This window comes from Streptomyces sp. NPDC104096, assembly GCF_055584385.1.
In genome coordinates this window covers 1-17,890 of sequence record NZ_JBVJMD010000044.1, presented here as the reverse complement: position 1 = coordinate 17,890, position 17,890 = coordinate 1, and the positions used below count along the sequence as shown (strand labels likewise).

The window sequence follows — 17,890 nt, the reverse complement described above, 5'->3', positions numbered from 1 at the left end:
ACCGGCCGAGCGGCGGACCCGGGCCGGGCCGCCCCCTTGCCCGGCCCTGCCCGGCGCTCTACGGTTACTTTGTGCCGATAATAAACAAAACCCGAACGCACAGTGTCGTGCCGGGGAACGGCAACGACCTCACCCGCCTCCGTATCGCCCTGACCACCTTCTTCGCCCTCGACGGCTTCGTGTTCGCCGGCTGGGTCGTGCGCATCCCGGCCATCAAGCACCAGACCCACGCCTCGGCGGGCACCCTCGGACTGGCCCTGCTCTGCGTCTCCGCCGGAGCGGTCGTCACCATGACCCTCACCGGCCGGCTGTGCCGCCGCCACGGCAGCCACCTGGTGACGGTCGTCTGCGCCGTACTGCTCTCGCTCGGCGTCGCGCTGCCCCCGCTCACGCATTCCGCACCGGCCCTCGGTGCCGTGCTGCTGGTCTTCGGCGCCGCGTACGGCGGGATCAACGTCGCGTTCAACAGCGCCGCCGTCGATCTGGTCGCCGCGCTGCGACGTCCGGTGATGCCCAGCTTCCACGCGGCGTACAGCCTGGGCGGAATGGCCGGCGCCGGGCTGGGGGCACTGGTCGCGGGCTCGCTCTCCCCCACCCGCCATCTGCTGGGCCTCACCGTCGTCGGCCTGCTCGTGACCGCCGCCGCCGGACACACGCTGCTGCGCCACGGCCCCCCGTCGCCGGCCGACACGGAGCCGGCCGACCGCCCTCGACCGAGCGCCGCGCCCCCGGTCGACCCGCACGCCGGACGGGACGGCTCCCGACGGCCCGACGCGCGCACCCGGCGGCTGGTGACCGTACTCGGGCTGATCGCCCTGTGCACGGCGTACGGCGAGGGGGCCATGGCCGACTGGGGCGCGCTGCACCTCGAACAGGACCTGGACACGTCACCGGGAACAGCGGCGGTGGGGTACTCCTGCTTCGCGCTCGCGATGACGGCCGGGCGGCTGTCGGGCACGGCGCTGCTCGAACGGCTGGGCCGCACCCGCACCGTGGTGGCGGGCGGCACCGTCGCCGCGGTCGGCATGCTGGTCGGCTCCCTCGCCCCCGCCGCCTGGGCGGTGCTGATCGGCTTCGCCGTCACCGGACTCGGTCTCGCCAATCTCTTCCCGGTCGCCGTCGAACAGGCGGGCGGACTCGCCGGGCCGTCCGGTGTCGCGACCGTCTCCACACTCGGCTACAGCGGCATGCTCCTGGGACCGCCCGCCATCGGCTTCATGGCCGAGTGGTTCTCCCTGCCCGCCGCGCTCACGAGCGTCGCGACGCTGGCCGGGTTGGCCGCCCTCATCGGATTCGCGACCGGGCGGGCGGCCACGACCGAGTGACCGGACTCGGGGAGGGCCCCGCCTGCCCGGCCGGCCCCTCCCCGTACCGCGCTCCCGGCGCGCACCGCTCGGCTTCCGCACACCGCTCGGCTTCCGCGCACCGCTCGGCTTCCGCGCACCGGCCGTGCGGCACTCCCGCCGTCCGGCACACTCACCCCATGGACACTGAAGACTTCATCGGTTCCCTGGACCGGGAGGGCCTAGCGCTCGCCGCTGCCGCCGAGGCGGCGGGGACCGACGCCAAGGTGCCGACCTGCCCGGGCTGGCAGATACGGGACCTGCTGCGGCACACGGGTGCGGTGCACCGCTGGGCCGCCTCGTTCGTCGCCGAGGAGCACACCGCTCCCCGGCCGATGAGCGATCCGCCGGAGCTCGACGGCGCCGACCTGTTGGACTGGTACCGCACCGGCCACCGGCACCTCGTCGACGTCCTGACCGCGGCGCCGGCCGACACGCAGGCCTGGACCTTCCTCCCCGCGCCCGCGCCCTCGCCCCTGTTCTTCTGGGCCCGTCGGCAGGCCCACGAGACGGCCGTCCACCGCTACGACGCCGAGTCGGCGCTCGACGGCACACCCGGCCCGGTCACCGCGGAGTTCGCGACGGACGGCATCGACGAACTCCTGCGCGGCTTCCACGCCCGGCCCCGGAGCCGGGTCCGCACCGAGACGCCGCGGGTGCTGCGGGTGCGCGCCTCGGACACGGACGCGGTGTGGACCGTACGGCTGTCCCCGGAACCGCCCGTGACCACGCGGGACGACGCGGGCGACGCGGACTGCGAACTCGCCGGTCCGGCCGCGCGGTTGTACCTGGCCCTGTGGAACCGGCGGCCGGTGCCGGACGTGACGGGGGACGCGTCGCTGGCCGCGCTGTGGCGGGAGAACTCGGCGATCGGCTGACCGTCGTCACCGACGGCCGCGGGGGTCAGGGCCTGTCCGTCAGCATGCGCGTCAGCACCGCACGCTGCACCGGCCGCACCTCACCGTGCAGGGCTCGCCCCTGGGCGGTGAGGGCCACCCGCACCCCCCGTCGGTCCTGCGGGCACATGGCCCGTTCGACCAGACCGTCCTTCTCCAGCCGGGCGATCAGCCGCGACAACGCGCTCTGACTGAGATGGACCCGCTCGGATATCTCCTGGACGCGGTAGGCGCAGGCGCCGTCCGCCGCCACGCCGTCGGCCAGCACGTCCAGCACCTCGAAGTCGCTGCCGCACAGACCGTGTTCGTGCAGCGCGCGGTCGAGTTCGCACTGGGTGCGCGCGTGCAGCGCGAGGATGTCCCGCCACCGGTCCACGAGCGCCTGCTCGGCCTTCTCCGCCGCCATGTCGGCACCGTAACAGAGAACGGAGATTGTTGCATCGGAATTAAATGCGCTTGCATTCAATGCATGTGCATGTACTGTCTTCGTCATGACCTCTCCGCTCACCGCCCCGGCGTCCGACGGACGCTGGACCCCGCGGCTCTGGGGCACCCTCCTGGTGCTGTGCGCCGCGATGTTCCTGGACGCGCTCGACGTGTCGATGGTCGGCGTCGCCCTGCCGTCCATCGGCTCGGACCTCCACCTGTCGACCTCCACGCTGCAATGGATCGTCAGCGGCTACATCCTGGGCTACGGCGGCCTGCTGCTCCTCGGCGGCCGCACCGCCGACCTGCTGGGCAGGCGCCAGGTCTTCCTGGTGGCCCTGGGCGTGTTCGCGCTGGCGTCCCTGCTCGGCGGACTCGTCGACTCCGGCCCGCTGCTGATCGCCAGCCGCTTCATCAAGGGGCTGAGCGCCGCCTTCACGGCACCGGCCGGCCTGTCGATCATCACCACGACGTTCCCCGAGGGCCCGCTGCGCAACCGCGCGCTGTCCATCTACACCACCTGCGCCGCCACCGGCTTCTCCATGGGTCTGGTGCTGTCCGGCCTGCTCACCGAGGCCAGCTGGCGACTGACCATGCTGCTGCCCGCCCCCATCGCCCTGATCGCGCTCGCCGCCGGACTGCGGCTGCTGCCGCACAGCGAACGCGAGCGGGACCACCGGGGCTACGACATCCCCGGCGCCGTCCTCGGCACCGCCTCGATGCTGCTGCTGGTCTTCACCGTCGTCCAGGCACCGGAGGCCGGCTGGGCGTCCGCGCGCACGCTGCTGTCCTTCCTCGCCGTCGTCGCCCTGCTCACCGTCTTCGTCCTGGTCGAGCGACGCTCGCCGGGGCCGCTGATCCGGCTCGGCGTGCTGCGCTCCGGCAACCAGATCCGCGCCCAGCTCGGCGCCATGGCCTTCTTCGGGTCGTACGTCGGCTTCCAGTTCCTGGTCACGCTGTACATGCAGTCGCTGCTCGGCTGGTCGGCGCTGCACACCGCGCTGGCGTTCCTGCCCGCGGGCGCGCTGGTGGCGGTGTCCTCGACGAAGGTCGGCGCGATCGTCGACCGCTTCGGCACCCAGCGGCTGATCGCGGTGGGCTTCGCGCTCATGGCCGTCGGGTACGCGCTGTTCCTGCGGGTCGACCTCGACCCGGCCTACGCGGCCGTGATCCTGCCGAGCATGCTGCTGATCGGCGCGGCCTGCGCACTCGTCTTCCCCTCGCTCAACATCCAGGCCACCAACGGCGTGGAGGACCACGAGCAGGGCATGGTCTCGGGACTGCTGAACACCTCGGTACAGGTGGGCGGCGCGATCTTCCTGGCCGTCGTCACGGCCGTGGTGACCGCGCACACCTCCCCCGACGCCGGCCCGCAGGCGGTGCTCGACAGCTACCGGCCGGGACTCGTGGTGGTCACCGGCATCGCCCTCGCCGGACTGCTGATCACCCTCACGGGACTGCGGACCCGCACGGCCGACCGGCGGAGCATCGTGGTCGCCGGGTCCACGGCACAGGCCCCGAAGACGGACGCGGAGCGCGTGGGCGTCCCCGACTAGCCTCCGCCGAGGGCGACTTGAGGCTGCCGGCCGCGGCGCCCCGCCGGTGGATGTCCTCTGTGCGCGGCTGCCCGGCGGGGCCCCTTGTCCGCCGGGCGGCCGCCTGTTTGACTCGTGGCATGACTGGCCACGGGGGACGGCGCACACAGGCCGAACGGGACGCGATCACGGTCGAGATCGGGTACGCGCTGTGCAGCGCGGCGTTCGCCGCGGCACTCGTCTTCGGCGCCGTCGCGGGTCCCGCGCTGCTGTTCGAACTTCCGCGCGGGTGGGAGAGGTTGCTGCTGCGCGCGGGCCTCTCGCTCGCGGCCGTGCTCTTCGCCGTACGGGTGGCCAGCGTGCTGTACCGCTTCCGCGGCCGCCCCGCCGCCGGTACCGACGACGGCGCCGACGACCGGTAGCGCGGCGGGCAGGTCCGGTAGGCGCAGCCGTCTCAGCCCAGCCAGCCCGGCCGCACCAGTCCCGACTCGTAGGCCAGCACGACCAGTTGGGCCCGGTCCCGGGCGCCCAGCTTCACCATCGTGCGGCTCACATGGGTCTTCGCGGTCAGTGGGCTGACCACCAGGCGACGGGCGATCTCGTCGTTGGACAGACCGATGCCGACCAGAGCCATCACCTCCCGTTCCCGCTCGGTGAGCCGGGCGAGGTCGTCGGCGGCCGCGGGCTCCTTGGAACGGGCCGCGAACTCCGCGATCAGCCGACGGGTCACACCGGGTGAGAGCAACGCGGCCCCCTCGACCACCGCCCGCACGGCCCGCAGCAGTTCCTCCGGCTCGGTGTCCTTGACCAGGAAGCCGGAGGCACCCGAGCGGATCGCCTCGAAGACGTACTCGTCGAGCTCGAAGGTGGTGAGCATGACCACCTTGACCGCCGCGAGCGCGGGGTCGCCGGTGATGCCACGGGTGGCCGCCAGACCGTCCAGGCGGGGCATACGGATGTCCATCAGGACGACGTCCGGGCGCAGTTCGCGCACCGCGCGCAGTGCCTCCTCGCCGTCCGCGGCCTCTCCGGCCACCTCGATGTCCGACTGCGCGTCGAGCAGCGCCCGGAATCCGGCCCGGACCAACGACTGGTCGTCGGCGAGCAGTACGCGGATCACCGATCCTCCTCGGTATTCGACGGCGACGACACCGGTCCCGATCCCGATCCTGCCTTCGGTGCCGGTGCCGGTGCCGGCTCCGGTTCCCGGTCCCGTTTCGACGGCAGTACCGCGAGCACCCGGAAGCCGCCGTCCGGGCGCGGCCCGGCCTCGATCCTGCCACCGAGCGCGGCGGCCCGCTCCCGCATCCCGGCCAGGCCGTTGCCGCTGCCGCCCGCGTCGGCGCCGGTCGCGGGCCCGTCGTCGTCGACGCACAACCGCAGCTCGCCGCCGACGTGCTCGACACGCACGCGCGCGTGCCGCGAACCGGAGTGCCGTACGACGTTGGTCAGGGCCTCCTGGACGATACGGAACGCGGCGAGGTCCGCGCCGGGCGACAGCCGGGGCGGCCGCCCCTCGACCTCGACGGTGAGACCCGCCCCGGCCGCCAGCTCCACCAGCTCGGGCAGCCGGTCGAGGCCGGGCGCGGGCGCGCGCGGCGCGTCACCCGGCGTACGCAGTGTGTCGAGTACCTGACGGACCTCGCCGAGCGCCTCCTTGCTGGCGGCCTTGATGGTGGTGAGCGCCGTGCGCGCCTGCTCCGGGTCCGTGTCCAGGAGCGCCAGGCCGACGCCCGCCTGCACGTTGATCACGGAGATGCTGTGCGCGAGGACGTCGTGCAGTTCACGGGCGATCCGCAGCCGTTCCTCGTCGGCACGTCGGCGCGCCGCCCGCGCCCGCTCGGCCCGCTCCCTGGCCCACTGCTCGCGCCGCGCCCGGGCCAGCTCGGACGCCGCCAGCACCCCGACCACCCAGGTGGCGACGGCGGCCTCCTGCCACCAGGAGACGGCCCGATCGCCGGTCGGCGGCAGCCACCGGTAGAGCCAGTGGGCCAGCAGCACATGGCCCGCCCAGAGCATCCCCACCGCCGACCACGCGGCCCGGCGGTGTCCCGTGACGACCGCGCTGAAGCAGGCCACGGCGACGGTCAGGAAGACCGGCCCGTACGTGTATCCGGCGGCCAGATAGACCAGGGTGACCGCTGCCGTACCGAAGGCGACGAGCGCCGGACACCGCTTCCGCCACAGGAGCAGCCCCGATCCGACGAGCAGCAGCACGCGCGCGAGGGCGTCCAGCGGGAGCCGTCCGCCCTGCTGGGCGTGGGCCGCGAAGTTCGACCCGCCGAGCACGAACACGGTGATCACGACGGTGGACCGCCACGGCCAGCGGGTACCGCGCTCCTCCTTGTCCCAGAGGTGCCCCAGCGGCCCGTGCCGCCACCGCCGGGGCGGCCCGCCGTCGGATACGCGCTGCTCGTCCATGTCCGCCACGCTAGACGCCGCCGTCCCCGGCGGGCGTCCGCCGGTCGGGGCGATCACGCGTACTCCCCGCGGAGTACGCCGACGCGGTACGCCCACGCAGTGCGCCCGCGGAGTACGCGTACACCGACGGACGTGCCCCGCCCGGCCCGGCCACCGCAGGGCCACCGACCGGCGGCACCTTCGGCCCACCCGGTCGGCCGGTCCGCTCAGTCGGCCTGCCCACCCGGTCGGCCGGTCCGCTCAGTCGGCCTGCCCACCCGGTCGGCCGGTCCGCTCAGTCGGTCCGGCCCTGCTGCGGGTAGACCAGCCCCACGCCATGGGCGAGCCTGGCCACCGCGAGCCGGAAGAACGGCTCTCGGTCCTCCACGACCCGGTTGAACTGCCCGAACAGCTCGAAGCCGATCAGCCCGTAGAGCTGCGCCCAGGCCGCGACGAGTGCCGTGACCACCTCCGGGGGCAGATCGGGTGCGAGGTCGGCGGTCATCCGCTCGGCCTCGGCGCGCAGTTCGGCCGGCAGCGGCGGCTTGGCGACGCCGAGTCCCCGGTGCGCGTCCCGCGTGATGTCGAGGAGGAGGGTGCCGACCCGCGCGGCGGCCGGGACGGTCGTCCGGGGCGCGGAGTACCCCGGCACCGGGGACCCGTAGATCAGCGCGTATTCGTGCGGGTGGGCGAGCGCCCAGTCCCGCGCGGCCTCGCACACCGCGGTCCATCTGCGCACCGGACCGGCCTCGGCGACCGCGGCCTCCGCCGCCTCCGCACTCTCCCCCAGGGAGTTGTAGGCGTCGATGATGAGGGCGGTGAGCAGGTCGTCACGGCTGGGGAAGTAGCGGTACAGCGCGGACGAGACCATCCCGAGCTCGCGCGCCACGGCCCGCAGCGACAGCTTCGCGGCGCCCTCCGCCGCGAGCTGTCTGCGCGCCTCGTCCTTGATGGCCGCGGTGACCTCGACCCTGGCGCGGGCACGGGCGCCACGGGTCGCTCCGTCCGGGGCACCGCCTCCGGTGCCGCCTCCGGTGCCGTCTCCGGTGCCGTCTCCGGTGCCGTGTCGGTTGCTGTCTCCGGTTCCGTGTGGGGTGTTGCTCATACGAGCGAGTGTCCCACGTTTCTGGAGCAGTGCACACAACCGAGAGCACCGCAACGAAATGAGAGCGCTGCCAAAAAACGAGAGCAGTGCTCTTGCTATGGATCACCGATCTCCAGCAGACTGTCCATCAAGCGAGAGCAGTGCTCACGGAATGCCCCCCGAGAGCTTCCAAGAAGGGAAATAGCCATGTCCACGCACGTCAAGAAGCCCGGCTGGTTCACCATCAACGTCTTCAACCGTGCCGTCGCCTGGATCACCCGCCGGGGCATCAGCGTCTGGGGCTCTCGGGTACTGGCGGTCCGCGGCCGCAAGAGCGGCGAGTGGCGGACCACCCCCGTGAACCTTCTGACGGTGGACGGACGTCAGTACCTGCTCGCCCCTCGCGGTCACGTCCAGTGGACGCACAACATGCGGGCGGCCGGCGGCGGTGAACTGCGTCTGGGCAGGAACGTGGACGAGTTCACCGCGACCGAGGTCGCCGACGACGACAAGGTGCCGCTGCTGCGCGCCTACCTCAAGCGCTGGAAGGCCGAGGTGGGCGTCTTCTTCAAGGGAGTCGGGCCCGACTCCCCCGACGCCGACCTGCGCAGGATCGCCCCGGACCACCCGGTCTTCCTCATCAGCCTCAAGAGCTGAACGAGCATCAGGAGCCGGTCTCGTCGGCCTCGCGGGCATCGTCGGCCCCACGGACGCCGTCGGCCTCGCGCGCCTCGGCACCCTCGCCGTCCGCGACACCGGCGCCACCCTTGGCACCCGCACCGCTCGCACCACGCACGCCACGAGCATCGCCCGCGCCGTCCACACCGTCGGCGTCGCCCGCACCACTCGCCGCGTCCGCCGTGGGCCGGCGGTCCAGGGCGGTCAGGGCTCGCTGGGCGAGGGGGTGGCCGCGCATGAGTTCGCCCAGGGTCGTCGCACCCCGGGTGATGTCGGCGAACGCCCGCCAGGCGGGCCGGAAACCCGTCAGAGCCGCGTGGAAGACCCCGGGCCGCCGCTCGAACACCGCCAGCATCCGCTTGCCGACGCTCATCTCCACGCCCAGCCCGGCCTTGATCGCGAAGGCGTAGTTCAGGGCCTGCCTGCGGGTGTCCACGGCGTCGTGCGCCTCGGCGATGCGGACCGCCCATTCGCCCGCGAGCCGTCCGGAGCGCAGCGCGAACGAGATGCCCTCGCGCGTCCACGGCTCCAGCAGCCCGGCCGCGTCCCCGCACACCAGGACCCGACCGCGCGACAACGGCGAGTCGTCGGCGCGGCAGCGGGTCAGATGCCCGGAGGAGATGCTCGGTTCGAAGCCCGCGAGGCCGAGCCGGGCGATGAAGTCCTCCAGATAGCGCTTGGTCGCGGCGCCTTCGCCGCGGGCCGAGATCACCCCGACCGTCAGCGTGTCGCCCTTGGGGAACACCCAGCCGTAGCTGCCGGGCATCGGTCCCCAGTCGATGAGGACCCGTCCCCGCCAGTCCTCGGCGACCGTCTCCGGCACCGGGATCTCCGCCTCCAGGCCGAGGTCCACCTGGTCGAGCTTGACTCCGACATGCGCCCCTATGCGGCTGGCGCTGCCGTCGGCGCCGACGACCGCCCGCGCGAACACCGTCTCGCCGCCCTGGAGGACGACGGCGACCGTGCGCCGGTCCGGTACGGCCGAGCCGTGCTGCTCGACCCGCTGCACGGTGACGCCGGTCCGCAGGTCGGCGCCCGCCTTCTGGGCGTGCTCGACCAGCTGCTGGTCGAACTCGGGCCGGTTGATCAGCCCGAACAGCATCCGCTTGGAGCGCCGGGTCCGGGTGAACCGGCCGTTGTTCGAGAACGTCACCGCGTGCACCCGGTCCTGCAACGGCAGTTCGAAGCCGGGCGGCAGGCTGTCCCGCGAGGGTCCGATGATGCCGCCGCCGCACGTTTTGTAGCGGGGCAGCTCCGCTTTCTCCAGCAACAGGACGCGCCGCCCCGCGACCGCCGCCGCGTAGGCGGCCGAGGCCCCCGCGGGTCCCGCGCCCACCACGACGACGTCCCACACCTGCCGCACGTCGTCCGCCGAAGAGTTCTCGCTGCTCACGATGGTCTACTGCTCCCGATCAAGCCGCTGCCGCACCTGTCCCCCGCATCCTACGGCGGTCGTGGCACCGGACCGCTGTGGGAGTATCGGGGGCGTTTACGCCCTGTACCCCAGGTGCGCATACGCTGACACGATCACCCGTACTGACACGTACAACGTCGCACCCACGAGGAGCGTGCCCATGTCGTCGAATCCGGTCGCCGAGACCGTCGCCTCGCTGATGCCCCGAGCGAAGGCCGAGCTCACCGAACTGGTGGCTTTCAAGTCGGTGGCGGACTTCGACCAGTTCCCCCGGAGCGAGAGCGAGGGCGCCGCGAGCTGGATCGCCGACGCCCTGCGCGCCGAGGGCTTCACGGACGTGGCCCTGCTCGACACCCCCGACGGCACGCAGTCGGTCTACGGCTACCTGCCCGGCCCGGAGGGCGCCAGGACCGTCCTGCTGTACGCGCACTACGACGTGCAGCCGCCGCTGGACGAGGCCGCCTGGGCCACCCCGCCGTTCGAACTGACCGAGCGCAACGGCCGTTGGTACGGCCGCGGCGCCGCCGACTGCAAGGGCGGCGTGATCATGCACCTGCTCGCCCTGCGCGCGCTGAAGGCGAACGGCGGCGTCCCGGTGCACGTCAAGGTGATCGCCGAGGGCTCGGAGGAGATGGGCACGGGCGGCCTGGAACGGTACGCCGAGCAGCACCCGGAGCTCCTGGCCGCCGACACGATCGTCATCGGCGACGCGGGCAACTTCCGCGTCGGCCTGCCGACCGTCACCACCACGCTGCGCGGCATGACGATGCTCAACGTGCAGGTCGACACGCTCGAGGGCAACCTGCACTCGGGCCAGTTCGGCGGCGCCGCGCCCGACGCGCTGGCCGCGCTCGTCCGCGTACTGGACTCGCTGCGCGCCGAGGACGGTTCGACGACCGTCGACGGGCTCGCGCCGACGTCCCGGTGGGACGGACTCCAGTACGACGAGGAGCAGTTCCGCAAGGACGCCAAGGTGCTCGAGGGCGTCGGGCTGATCGGCTCCGGCACGGTCGCCGACCGCATCTGGGCCCGCCCCGCCGTCACGGTGCTGGGCATCGACTGCCCGCCGGTGGTCGGCGCGACCCCGTCCGTGCAGGCGAGCGCGCGGGCCAAGGTGAGCCTGCGGGTGCCGCCGGGCGTCGACGCGATCGAGGCGACGAAGCTGCTCCAGGCCCACCTGGAGGCGCACACGCCGTGGGGTGCGCGGGTGCGTACGGAGCAGGTCGGCCAGGGTCAGGCGTTCAGCGCCGAGACGGCCAGCCCGGCGTACACGGCGATGGCCGAGGCGATGGCGGTGGCGTACCCGGGTCAGCAGATGCAGTACGCCGGCCAGGGCGGCTCCATCCCGCTGTGCAACACCCTGGCGTCCCTCTACCCGGACGCGGAGATCCTGCTCATCGGTCTGAGCGAGCCGGAGGCCCAGATCCACGCGGTGGACGAGAGCGTGTCCCCCGACGAGCTGGAGCGACTGTCGGTGGCCGAGGCGCTGTTCCTGCTCAACTACGCGGCCGGCTGAGCCGGCCGGTCCACGCCGGTGGGCCCCTCGCCACGGGGCGAATTCCAGGGGCCCACCACCACACCCGCGGAAGGGCGGCCGCCGACCGCCGTACCGGGCCGCGCGTCGGTCTCCGACCGCCGCACTCGCCCGTACGTCAGCCACCGACCGGTGTGCCCGCCTCCAGGTACAGGGCCGCGCCGCGTTCCTTGGCGCGCAGGGCCCAGCGCAGCCGCTCGTAGCGGACGGGCGGCAGCAGGTCGGCGGCCTCCTGCTCGGTGACGAAGCGCCAGGCGCGCAGTTCGGGGCCGGGCAGCAGCAGCCCGGCGGCGCGGTCCGGGTCGAGGCGTCCGCCGTCGAAGAGGAACCGCAGGCCGCCGTAGCCGGGCGGGACGGGTCGCTCCCAGTCGACGACGAGGAGGCGGGGCATCTCGTCGAGGTGTATCGCGGTCTCCTCCGCCACTTCGCGCACCCCCGCCCGCGCCGGGGCCTCGCCGGGTTCGACGACGCCGCCGGGGAACTCCCAGCCGGCCTTGTAGGTGGGGTCGACCAGGAGCACCCGGTCCTGGTCGTCGAAGAGCAGCACCCCCGCGGCGGTCGTCTCGGCCGTCGGCTCGGGGGTCTGCACGATGGCGCAGGTGTCCATGGCCCCGCTGCCGACGGCCTCGGCGATGCGGACGGCCGTCTCGTACGGGGTGAGGGCGCTGGTGTCGACGAGGTGCGCGTCGGCGGTGAGCCAGCCGGCGAGCGCGGCGCGGTAGGGCTCGATGTGGTCGTACGACCACTGGCGTACCCGTATCTCCCCGTCGGGCAGGTCCGGCGGGAGCTCGCGGTCGGCTATGCGCTCGCGCAGGATCGTTTCAGCCGGAGCGAGGACCACATGCCGCACGGCGAACCGCCGGGCGGCGAGACCGCCGAAGATCTCGTCGCGGTACTCCTGCCGCAGCAGTGTCATGGGGACCACCAGGGTGCCGCCGACCTCGGCGAGCAGCGCGGCCGCGGTGTCGATCACGAGCCTCCGCCAGATCGGCAGGTCCTGGAAGTCGCCGACCTCGGCGAGGTGCTTGGCCGGCAGCAGATGCGTGAGTGCCGCCCCGATGACCTCGGGGTCGAAGAGTGTGCTGTTCGGGATCAGTTCGATCAGTTCCCGCGCGGTCGCGCTCTTCCCCGCGCCGAACGCACCGTTGATCCAGACGATCACGGTTCCCCCTCTTCCGTTGGCCCCCTGTGGCTTGCCCGCTCCACCCTGCCACGGAAACCAGCTCCCGTTGAGGGTGCCCGGACGCGGGCCCGGAGCCCCGGGGCGGGGCTCCGGCACCGGTTGCCGGAGGAGGCCGGTCCGGGGGACCGGCGCCGGCCGCGCGCCGCGGCCGTCAGTCGCCGTGGCCCAGGGTGTTCTCGCCGAGGTCGACGCTCTCACCGGCCACGACGTGGTCGAGGGTGCCGACGGTGTCCCGTACGTTCAGGTCGCTCAGGTCCTCGGCGGCCGCGCTGTGGGACGGGGTGATCGCGGCGACCACGAACCCGGTGGCGAGGGAGGCGATGGCGAGCATGCTGCGCTTCTTCATGCCCGGCCCAACTCCACAACGGGGTGCGGGGTCACGCCCTTGCCCCGAAACACACCCGACGGCTTCGCGACGTCCGTCAGACTCCGGCGGTGGCCGTGCCCGCCGCCCCCGCGAGTGCGGCGGCGGCCGCTCCGACCAGCCCCGCGTCCGTGCCCATCTGGGCCGGTGCCACGGTCAGCCGCTGCACGAAGGACAGGGTCGCGTAGTCGCCGAGGGCCCTGCGCAGCGGCGCGAAGAGCACCTCCCCCGCCTTGCCCACTCCCCCGCCGACGACGGCGATGTCGATCTCCACGAGCGTCGCGGTGGCCGCGATCCCGGCCGCCAGGGCCTGCGCCGCCCGTTCGAAGGAGGCCACGGCGACCGGGTCGCCGGCCCGCGCGGCGGCGGCCACCGCGGCGGCGGAGGCGTCGCCGTCCGGGCCGGGGCACCAGCCGTTCTCCAGGGCGCGGCGGGCGATGTTGGGGCCGCTGGCGATGCGCTCCACGCAGCCGCGCGCGCCGCACGGGCAGAGGTCGCCGTCCAGATCCACGCTGATGTGGCCGATGTGGCCCGCGTTGCCGGTGGGGCCGGGGTGGAGCTGGCCGTTGAGGACCAGGCCGCCGCCGACGCCGGTGGAGACCACCATGCACAGCGCGTTGGCGTGGCCGCGGGCCGCGCCCTGCCAGTGCTCGGCAGCGGTGATCGCCACTCCGTCGCCGATCAGCTCGACGGGCAGGCCCCCGGTCGCCGCCCGGACCCGTTCGACGAGCGGGAAGTCGCGCCAGCCCGGCACGTTCACCGGGCTCACCGTGCCCGCGCCGGCGTCCACCGGGCCCGCGCTGCCGATGCCGACGGCGCGGGTACGCCCCCACAGCGGCGACGCGTCGAGCTCGCCGAGGACCTCCTCGACGGCCCGCATCACGGTGTCGCCGTCCTCCCGCGCGGGCGTCGGGCGCTGCGCCCGCACCAGGATCGTGCCGTGGCCGTCGACCAGCGCTCCGGCGATCTTGGTGCCGCCGATGTCGAGCGCGGCCACGAGGTGGGTGTGCATCAGTGTCGGATCTCCCCGTCAACCATGAGAAAAGGCTGGCCGGTCCAGCGTTGGGGGACGTGGGCCGAGATTGCGGTGGACAGTCTCTCCCGCATCTGACAACGTTGTCCAGGCCCTATGCTCGACGCCACATCCTCATACATGCCCGTGGAGCGATGCACACCCCCCGTGGCCGACAGGACAGGACGTACCGTGCCCGACACGCCCCGCCGATCCGAGAGCCGTTACGGCAACCGTCCGACCATGAAGGACGTGGCCGCACGGGCCGGGGTAGGACTGAAGACGGTCTCCCGCGTCGTCAACGGCGAGCAGGGGGTCACCCCGGAGACCGAGCGCCGGGTCCAGGAGGCGATCGACTCCCTGGGCTTCCGGCGCAACGACAGCGCGCGGGTGCTGCGCAAGGGCCGCACCGCGAGCATAGGCCTGGTCCTCGAGGACCTGGCCGACCCGTTCTACGGACCGCTCAGCCGTTCGGTCGAGGAGGTGGCCCGCGCGCACGGCGCCCTGCTGATCAACGGCTCCAGCGCCGAGGACCCCGACCGTGAGCAGGAGTTGGTGCTGGCGCTGTGCGCCCGCCGGGTGGACGGGCTGGTCATCATTCCCGCGGGTGACGACCACCGCTATCTGGAGCAGGAGATCAGGGCGGGCGTCGCGACGGTCTTCGTCGACCGGCCGGCCGGGAAGACGGACGCGGACGTCGTCCTGTCCGACAACTTCGGCGGTGCCCGCGACGGCGTCGCCCATCTGATCGCCCACGGACACCGCCGGATCGGCTTCATCGGCGACATGCCCCGGATCCACACGGCCGCCGAGCGGCTGCGCGGCTACCTGGCCGCCATGGAGGACGCCGGGATAGCCGTGGAGGACTCCTGGACGTCCCTGGGCGTCACCGATCCGCTGCGGGTGCGCAGGGCGGCGGAGGACATGCTCCGCGGGCCCTCGCCCGTCACTGCGGTCTTCGCGGGCAACAACCGGGTGAGCGTCACGGTGATCCGGGTCCTGGCCGAGCAGAGCCGCCGGGTGGCGCTCGTCGGGTTCGACGACATCGAGCTCGCCGATCTGCTGCACCCGGGTCTCACGGTCGTCGCCCAGGACGCGTCGGTGCTCGGCCGCACCGCCGCCGAGCGCCTGTTCGGCCAGCTGGACGGCTCGCTGATCGTCCCGGAGCGCATCGAGCTGCCGACACGTCTGATCACCCGCGGCTCGGGCGAGCTGCCCCCGGCGGACTGACCGGACGGGACCGGGACGACCTGCGCGGCTCCCGGGACGGCACCGGGGCCGGGACCGCAGGAACCCGGACCGGGACCACAGTGACCCGGACCGGGACCGCGGCGCCCCGGACCGGGACCGCGGCGACCGCGATCGGCGCCGCTGCGGGGCGGGCGCCGTCAGGGCGTCCCGCCGCCCCGCCGTGGTGCCGCGAAGCCGTCCAGCTCGGCCCGGGTCAGCCCGGTCGCGCCGGTGACCTCCGCCAGGTCCAGCGCGCCGCAGTCGAGGCCGCGCAGCAGATGGCCGCTGAGGGCCTTGGCGGTCGCGGGCTCGTCCATGACGTCGCCGCCGGCGCGGTGGACGTAGCGGGCGAGCCGGGCCGCCGTCCGCTCGAAGCCCTCGCGGTAGAAGGCGAAGACGGCCGCGTACCGGGTGGGGAGGTGGCCCGGGTGCATGTCCCAGCCCTGGTAATAGGCACGGGCCAGGGCGCGCCGGGTGAGGCCGTAGTGCAGGCGCCAGGCGTCGTGGACCCGTTCGGTCGGGCCGACCGGCAGCACGTTGGTGGAGCCGTCCGAGAGGCGTACGCCGGTGCCCGCGGCCGCGACCTGCATGACCGCCTTGGCGTGGTCGGCGGCCGGGTGGTCGCTCGCCTGGTGGGCGGCGGACACGCCGAGGCAGGCGCTGTAGTCGAAGGTGCCGTAGTGCAGGCCCGTGGCGCGGCCTTCGGCGGCCCGGATCAGGCGGGCGACGGTGGCGGTGCCGTCGGCGGCGAGGACGGCCTGGCTGGTCTCGATCTGGATCTCGAAGCCGATCCGGCCAGGCGCGAGGCCACGCGCCTTCTCGAACGCCTCCAGGAGCCGCACCATGGCGGTGACCTGCTCGGGGTATGTCACCTTGGGCAGGGTGAGCACGAGCCCGTCGGGCAGGCCGCCGGCCTCCGCCAGGCCGCTGAGGAAGACGTCGAGGGTGCGGATGCCGCGGTCGCGCACGGCGGCTTCCAGGCACTTCATCCGGATGCCCATGTACGGGGCGGCCGTGCCGTCCGCGTACGCCTGCGCGATCAGCCGGGCCGCACGGGCGGCCGCCTCGTCCTCCTCGGCGTCCGGACGGGGGCCGTAGCCGTCCTCGAAGTCGACGCGCAGGTCCTCCACGGGCTCGCGCTCCAGCTTGGTCCGCACGCGCGCGTACACGGGCTCGGCAAGCGCGTCGTCCAGGCCGAGGACCGCGGCGAAGGAGGCCGCGTCGGGCGCGTGCTGGTCGAGGGCGGCCAGCGCCCGGTCCCCCCACGAGCGGACGGTCCCGGCCTCGAAGACGTCTCCGGGCACATAGACGGTGTGGACGGGCTGACGGGTGCCCGGGTCGCCCGGGTAGTCCCGCTCCAGTGCGGCGTCGACCGGTGCGAGGAAGGCCCCGATCTCCTCGCCGACCGCGCCCGCGAGGCTCGTCGTCACCTTCTCCTGCCGGCCCATCGCGCACCCTCCGGTTTCCGCAGTACGGAATCAACAATCCGTTGAATGAACTTATCCAGCGGACTTTCCACGGGTCAACACCCTGTCCACGCCCCGGTCCCTCCCGGTTCACCGTGCCCCGGGGCCCTCTTCCGTCCAGGCGTCTTCCCCTTCATCCTGGCTCCCGAGGGGAGGGGACACACATGTCGATGACCCCAGGGCCCACCCGTCGGGCGGGGCTGCGGACGCTGGTCGCCGTCGCGGCCACCGTGGCCGCCGTACCCCTGCTCGGAACCGTACGGACCTCCGAGGCCCGGGACGCGGGCCCGGCCGGGAACCCGGACGCGGCCCGGGACGCGGGCCACGCGGGGGTGAGGGCCCTGGCCGTCCCCCCGTTACGGGTCATGACGTTCAACCTCCGGGTCGCCGGCACCCACGAGCCCAACAGCTGGGCGGACCGCCGGCCGGTGATGCGCGCGCTGCTGCGCCGCGCGGCCCCGCACGTCATCGGCACCCAGGAGGGGCAGCTCCCCCAGTTGAGCGACATCGAGGCCGACCTCGGGCCGCACTACGCCTGGGTCGGCACCCCCGGCGGCGGCCGCGAGGAGTCGGTGGCCGTCTTCTACGACACCCGTCGGCTAGCCCCCGTCGAGCACACCACCTTCCGCCTCTCCGACACCCCCGACGTGCCGCGCTCCAACACCTGGGGCGCCGCCTTCCCCCGGCTGGTCACCCGGGTCCGCTTCCGCGATCTGCTCGATCCGGGGCGGCAGTTCCACGTCCTCAACACCCACCTCGACCACCGCAGCGCCTACGCGCGCGAGCGTGCCGCCGCCCTCATCGCCGAGCGGGTCACGGCCCTCGACGGCCGGCTCCCGGTCCTGGTCACCGGCGACTTCAACGCCGCGGCCCACGGCGGCCCGGTCTACGACACCCTGCTGGGCGCCGGGCTCCAGGACACCTGGGACACGGCGCGGCAGCGCGGACCCGCCTACGGGACGTTCCACGCCTTCGGGTCGCTGACGCCGGGCGGCGAGCGCATCGACTGGATCCTGGCGACGCCGGGTGTGACGGTGCACCGGGAGTCGGTCGACACGTTCTGGGCGCAGGGCCAGTGGCCGAGCGACCATCTGCCGGTGCTGGCCTCGCTGAGCCTGGGCTGAGCCGAGCCCGGCACGAGTTGCCCCCCCCCGGGACGAGCCGGGCCCGGAACGGGCGAGGCCCCCGTGACCGGTGTGGTCACGGGGGCCTCGGACAGCCTGGCGCGGATCAGCCCTTGCGGGTCTTGACCTCGTCGGTGAGCTGGGGGACGACGTCGAACAGGTCGCCGACGACGCCGTAGTCGACCAGGTCGAAGATCGGGG

General features: G+C 73.5%; 17 protein-coding genes. 8 read left to right on the top strand and 9 right to left on the bottom strand.

Features of this window, described 5'->3' with window-relative positions; translation table 11 throughout:
* The first annotated feature begins 107 nt into the window (after positions 1-107).
* Both ACZ60B_RS32045 and ACZ60B_RS32040 read left to right on the top strand, forming a co-directional pair.
* Positions 108-1,325: an MFS transporter gene (locus ACZ60B_RS32045; RefSeq protein ID WP_469393182.1), complete on the top strand. Its 1,218-nt coding sequence runs from the start codon at positions 108-110 to the stop codon at positions 1,323-1,325.
* A 158-nt stretch (positions 1,326-1,483) separates the two neighbouring features.
* A complete protein-coding gene (locus tag ACZ60B_RS32040; protein WP_469393180.1) occupies positions 1,484-2,221 on the top strand; it encodes a maleylpyruvate isomerase family mycothiol-dependent enzyme in 738 nt (245 codons plus the stop codon).
* 25 nt (positions 2,222-2,246) lie between these two features.
* Here ACZ60B_RS32040 and ACZ60B_RS32035 read toward each other — a convergent pair whose 3' ends face one another.
* Positions 2,247-2,645, bottom strand: coding sequence for a MarR family winged helix-turn-helix transcriptional regulator (locus ACZ60B_RS32035; protein WP_469393177.1), 399 nt, complete (start codon positions 2,643-2,645; stop codon positions 2,247-2,249).
* Between the two features lie 85 nt (positions 2,646-2,730).
* Here ACZ60B_RS32035 and ACZ60B_RS32030 point away from each other — a divergent pair, with 85 nt between their 5' ends.
* Together ACZ60B_RS32030 and ACZ60B_RS32025 are read left to right on the top strand one after the other, a co-directional pair.
* Positions 2,731-4,221: an MFS transporter gene (locus tag ACZ60B_RS32030; protein WP_469393175.1), complete on the top strand. Its 1,491-nt coding sequence runs from the start codon at positions 2,731-2,733 to the stop codon at positions 4,219-4,221.
* A 119-nt stretch (positions 4,222-4,340) separates the two neighbouring features.
* Positions 4,341-4,622: a DUF6332 family protein gene (locus tag ACZ60B_RS32025; RefSeq protein ID WP_469393173.1), complete on the top strand. Its 282-nt coding sequence runs from the start codon at positions 4,341-4,343 to the stop codon at positions 4,620-4,622.
* A 32-nt stretch (positions 4,623-4,654) separates the two neighbouring features.
* On the opposite strand, the gene ACZ60B_RS32020 is transcribed toward ACZ60B_RS32025, so the two are convergent.
* From ACZ60B_RS32020 to ACZ60B_RS32010, 3 genes are all read right to left on the bottom strand, one after another.
* Positions 4,655-5,320, bottom strand: coding sequence for a response regulator (locus tag ACZ60B_RS32020; protein ID WP_469393171.1), 666 nt, complete (start codon positions 5,318-5,320; stop codon positions 4,655-4,657).
* Positions 5,317-6,621, bottom strand: a complete 1,305-nt coding sequence (locus tag ACZ60B_RS32015; RefSeq protein WP_469393169.1) for a sensor histidine kinase — start codon at positions 6,619-6,621, stop codon at positions 5,317-5,319. Before ACZ60B_RS32015 ends, ACZ60B_RS32020 begins: the two co-directional genes overlap by 4 nt.
* Before the next feature lie 274 nt (positions 6,622-6,895).
* Entirely contained in the window at positions 6,896-7,705 is an 810-nt protein-coding gene (locus ACZ60B_RS32010; RefSeq protein WP_469393167.1) for a TetR/AcrR family transcriptional regulator, read from the bottom strand.
* A 186-nt stretch (positions 7,706-7,891) separates the two neighbouring features.
* On the opposite strand from ACZ60B_RS32010, the gene ACZ60B_RS32005 reads away from it, so the two are divergent.
* Positions 7,892-8,341 carry a nitroreductase family deazaflavin-dependent oxidoreductase gene (locus tag ACZ60B_RS32005; RefSeq protein ID WP_469393165.1) on the top strand — a complete coding sequence of 150 codons (450 nt, stop codon included), beginning with the start codon at positions 7,892-7,894 and terminating at the stop codon, positions 8,339-8,341.
* 7 nt (positions 8,342-8,348) lie between these two features.
* Here ACZ60B_RS32005 and ACZ60B_RS32000 read toward each other — a convergent pair whose 3' ends face one another.
* Positions 8,349-9,755, bottom strand: coding sequence for a geranylgeranyl reductase family protein (locus ACZ60B_RS32000; RefSeq protein WP_469393163.1), 1,407 nt, complete (start codon positions 9,753-9,755; stop codon positions 8,349-8,351).
* 181 nt (positions 9,756-9,936) lie between these two features.
* Between ACZ60B_RS32000 and ACZ60B_RS31995 the strand changes: the two genes are divergently transcribed.
* The gene (locus ACZ60B_RS31995) at positions 9,937-11,292 is read left to right on the top strand and encodes a M20/M25/M40 family metallo-hydrolase (protein ID WP_469393161.1); all 1,356 of its coding nucleotides are present in this window, start codon (positions 9,937-9,939) and stop codon (positions 11,290-11,292) included.
* Positions 11,293-11,428: 136 nt separating this feature from the next.
* Here ACZ60B_RS31995 and ACZ60B_RS31990 read toward each other — a convergent pair whose 3' ends face one another.
* From ACZ60B_RS31990 to ACZ60B_RS31980, 3 genes are all read right to left on the bottom strand, one after another.
* Positions 11,429-12,472 (bottom strand): NUDIX hydrolase, encoded by a 1,044-nt coding sequence (locus ACZ60B_RS31990; protein ID WP_469393159.1) that lies wholly within the window; start codon positions 12,470-12,472, stop codon positions 11,429-11,431.
* A 172-nt stretch (positions 12,473-12,644) separates the two neighbouring features.
* Positions 12,645-12,839: a hypothetical protein gene (locus ACZ60B_RS31985; protein ID WP_152890461.1), complete on the bottom strand. Its 195-nt coding sequence runs from the start codon at positions 12,837-12,839 to the stop codon at positions 12,645-12,647.
* A 76-nt stretch (positions 12,840-12,915) separates the two neighbouring features.
* Entirely contained in the window at positions 12,916-13,869 is a 954-nt protein-coding gene (locus ACZ60B_RS31980) for an ROK family protein (protein WP_469393156.1), read from the bottom strand.
* Positions 13,870-14,010: 141 nt separating this feature from the next.
* Between ACZ60B_RS31980 and ACZ60B_RS31975 the strand changes: the two genes are divergently transcribed.
* Positions 14,011-15,099, top strand: coding sequence for a LacI family DNA-binding transcriptional regulator (locus tag ACZ60B_RS31975; protein WP_469393154.1), 1,089 nt, complete (start codon positions 14,011-14,013; stop codon positions 15,097-15,099).
* A gap of 158 nt (positions 15,100-15,257) precedes the next feature.
* Here the strand turns inward: ACZ60B_RS31975 and ACZ60B_RS31970 are convergent, their stop codons facing one another.
* A complete protein-coding gene (locus ACZ60B_RS31970) occupies positions 15,258-16,547 on the bottom strand; it encodes a DUF6986 family protein (protein WP_469393152.1) in 1,290 nt (429 codons plus the stop codon).
* 182 nt (positions 16,548-16,729) lie between these two features.
* Here ACZ60B_RS31970 and ACZ60B_RS31965 point away from each other — a divergent pair, with 182 nt between their 5' ends.
* On the top strand, positions 16,730-17,689 hold the full coding sequence (locus tag ACZ60B_RS31965; protein ID WP_469393150.1) for an endonuclease/exonuclease/phosphatase family protein: 960 nt from the start codon (positions 16,730-16,732) through the stop codon (positions 17,687-17,689).
* Positions 17,690-17,890 lie beyond the last annotated feature (201 nt).

Coding starts and splice junctions, on each gene's coding strand:
- ACZ60B_RS32010 (WP_469393167.1), bottom strand. CDS start 7,705: ATGAGCAACACCCCACACGGAACCGGAGACAGCAACCGACACGGCACC.
- ACZ60B_RS31970 (WP_469393152.1), bottom strand. CDS start 16,547: ATGGGCCGGCAGGAGAAGGTGACGACGAGCCTCGCGGGCGCGGTCGGC.
- ACZ60B_RS32005 (WP_469393165.1), top strand. CDS start 7,892: ATGTCCACGCACGTCAAGAAGCCCGGCTGGTTCACCATCAACGTCTTC.
- ACZ60B_RS31985 (WP_152890461.1), bottom strand. CDS start 12,839: ATGAAGAAGCGCAGCATGCTCGCCATCGCCTCCCTCGCCACCGGGTTC.
- ACZ60B_RS31975 (WP_469393154.1), top strand. CDS start 14,011: ATGCCCGTGGAGCGATGCACACCCCCCGTGGCCGACAGGACAGGACGT.
- ACZ60B_RS31995 (WP_469393161.1), top strand. CDS start 9,937: ATGTCGTCGAATCCGGTCGCCGAGACCGTCGCCTCGCTGATGCCCCGA.
- ACZ60B_RS32040 (WP_469393180.1), top strand. CDS start 1,484: ATGGACACTGAAGACTTCATCGGTTCCCTGGACCGGGAGGGCCTAGCG.
- ACZ60B_RS31980 (WP_469393156.1), bottom strand. CDS start 13,869: ATGCACACCCACCTCGTGGCCGCGCTCGACATCGGCGGCACCAAGATC.
- ACZ60B_RS32025 (WP_469393173.1), top strand. CDS start 4,341: ATGACTGGCCACGGGGGACGGCGCACACAGGCCGAACGGGACGCGATC.
- ACZ60B_RS31965 (WP_469393150.1), top strand. CDS start 16,730: ATGTCGATGACCCCAGGGCCCACCCGTCGGGCGGGGCTGCGGACGCTG.
- ACZ60B_RS32015 (WP_469393169.1), bottom strand. CDS start 6,621: ATGGACGAGCAGCGCGTATCCGACGGCGGGCCGCCCCGGCGGTGGCGG.
- ACZ60B_RS32035 (WP_469393177.1), bottom strand. CDS start 2,645: ATGGCGGCGGAGAAGGCCGAGCAGGCGCTCGTGGACCGGTGGCGGGAC.
- ACZ60B_RS32030 (WP_469393175.1), top strand. CDS start 2,731: ATGACCTCTCCGCTCACCGCCCCGGCGTCCGACGGACGCTGGACCCCG.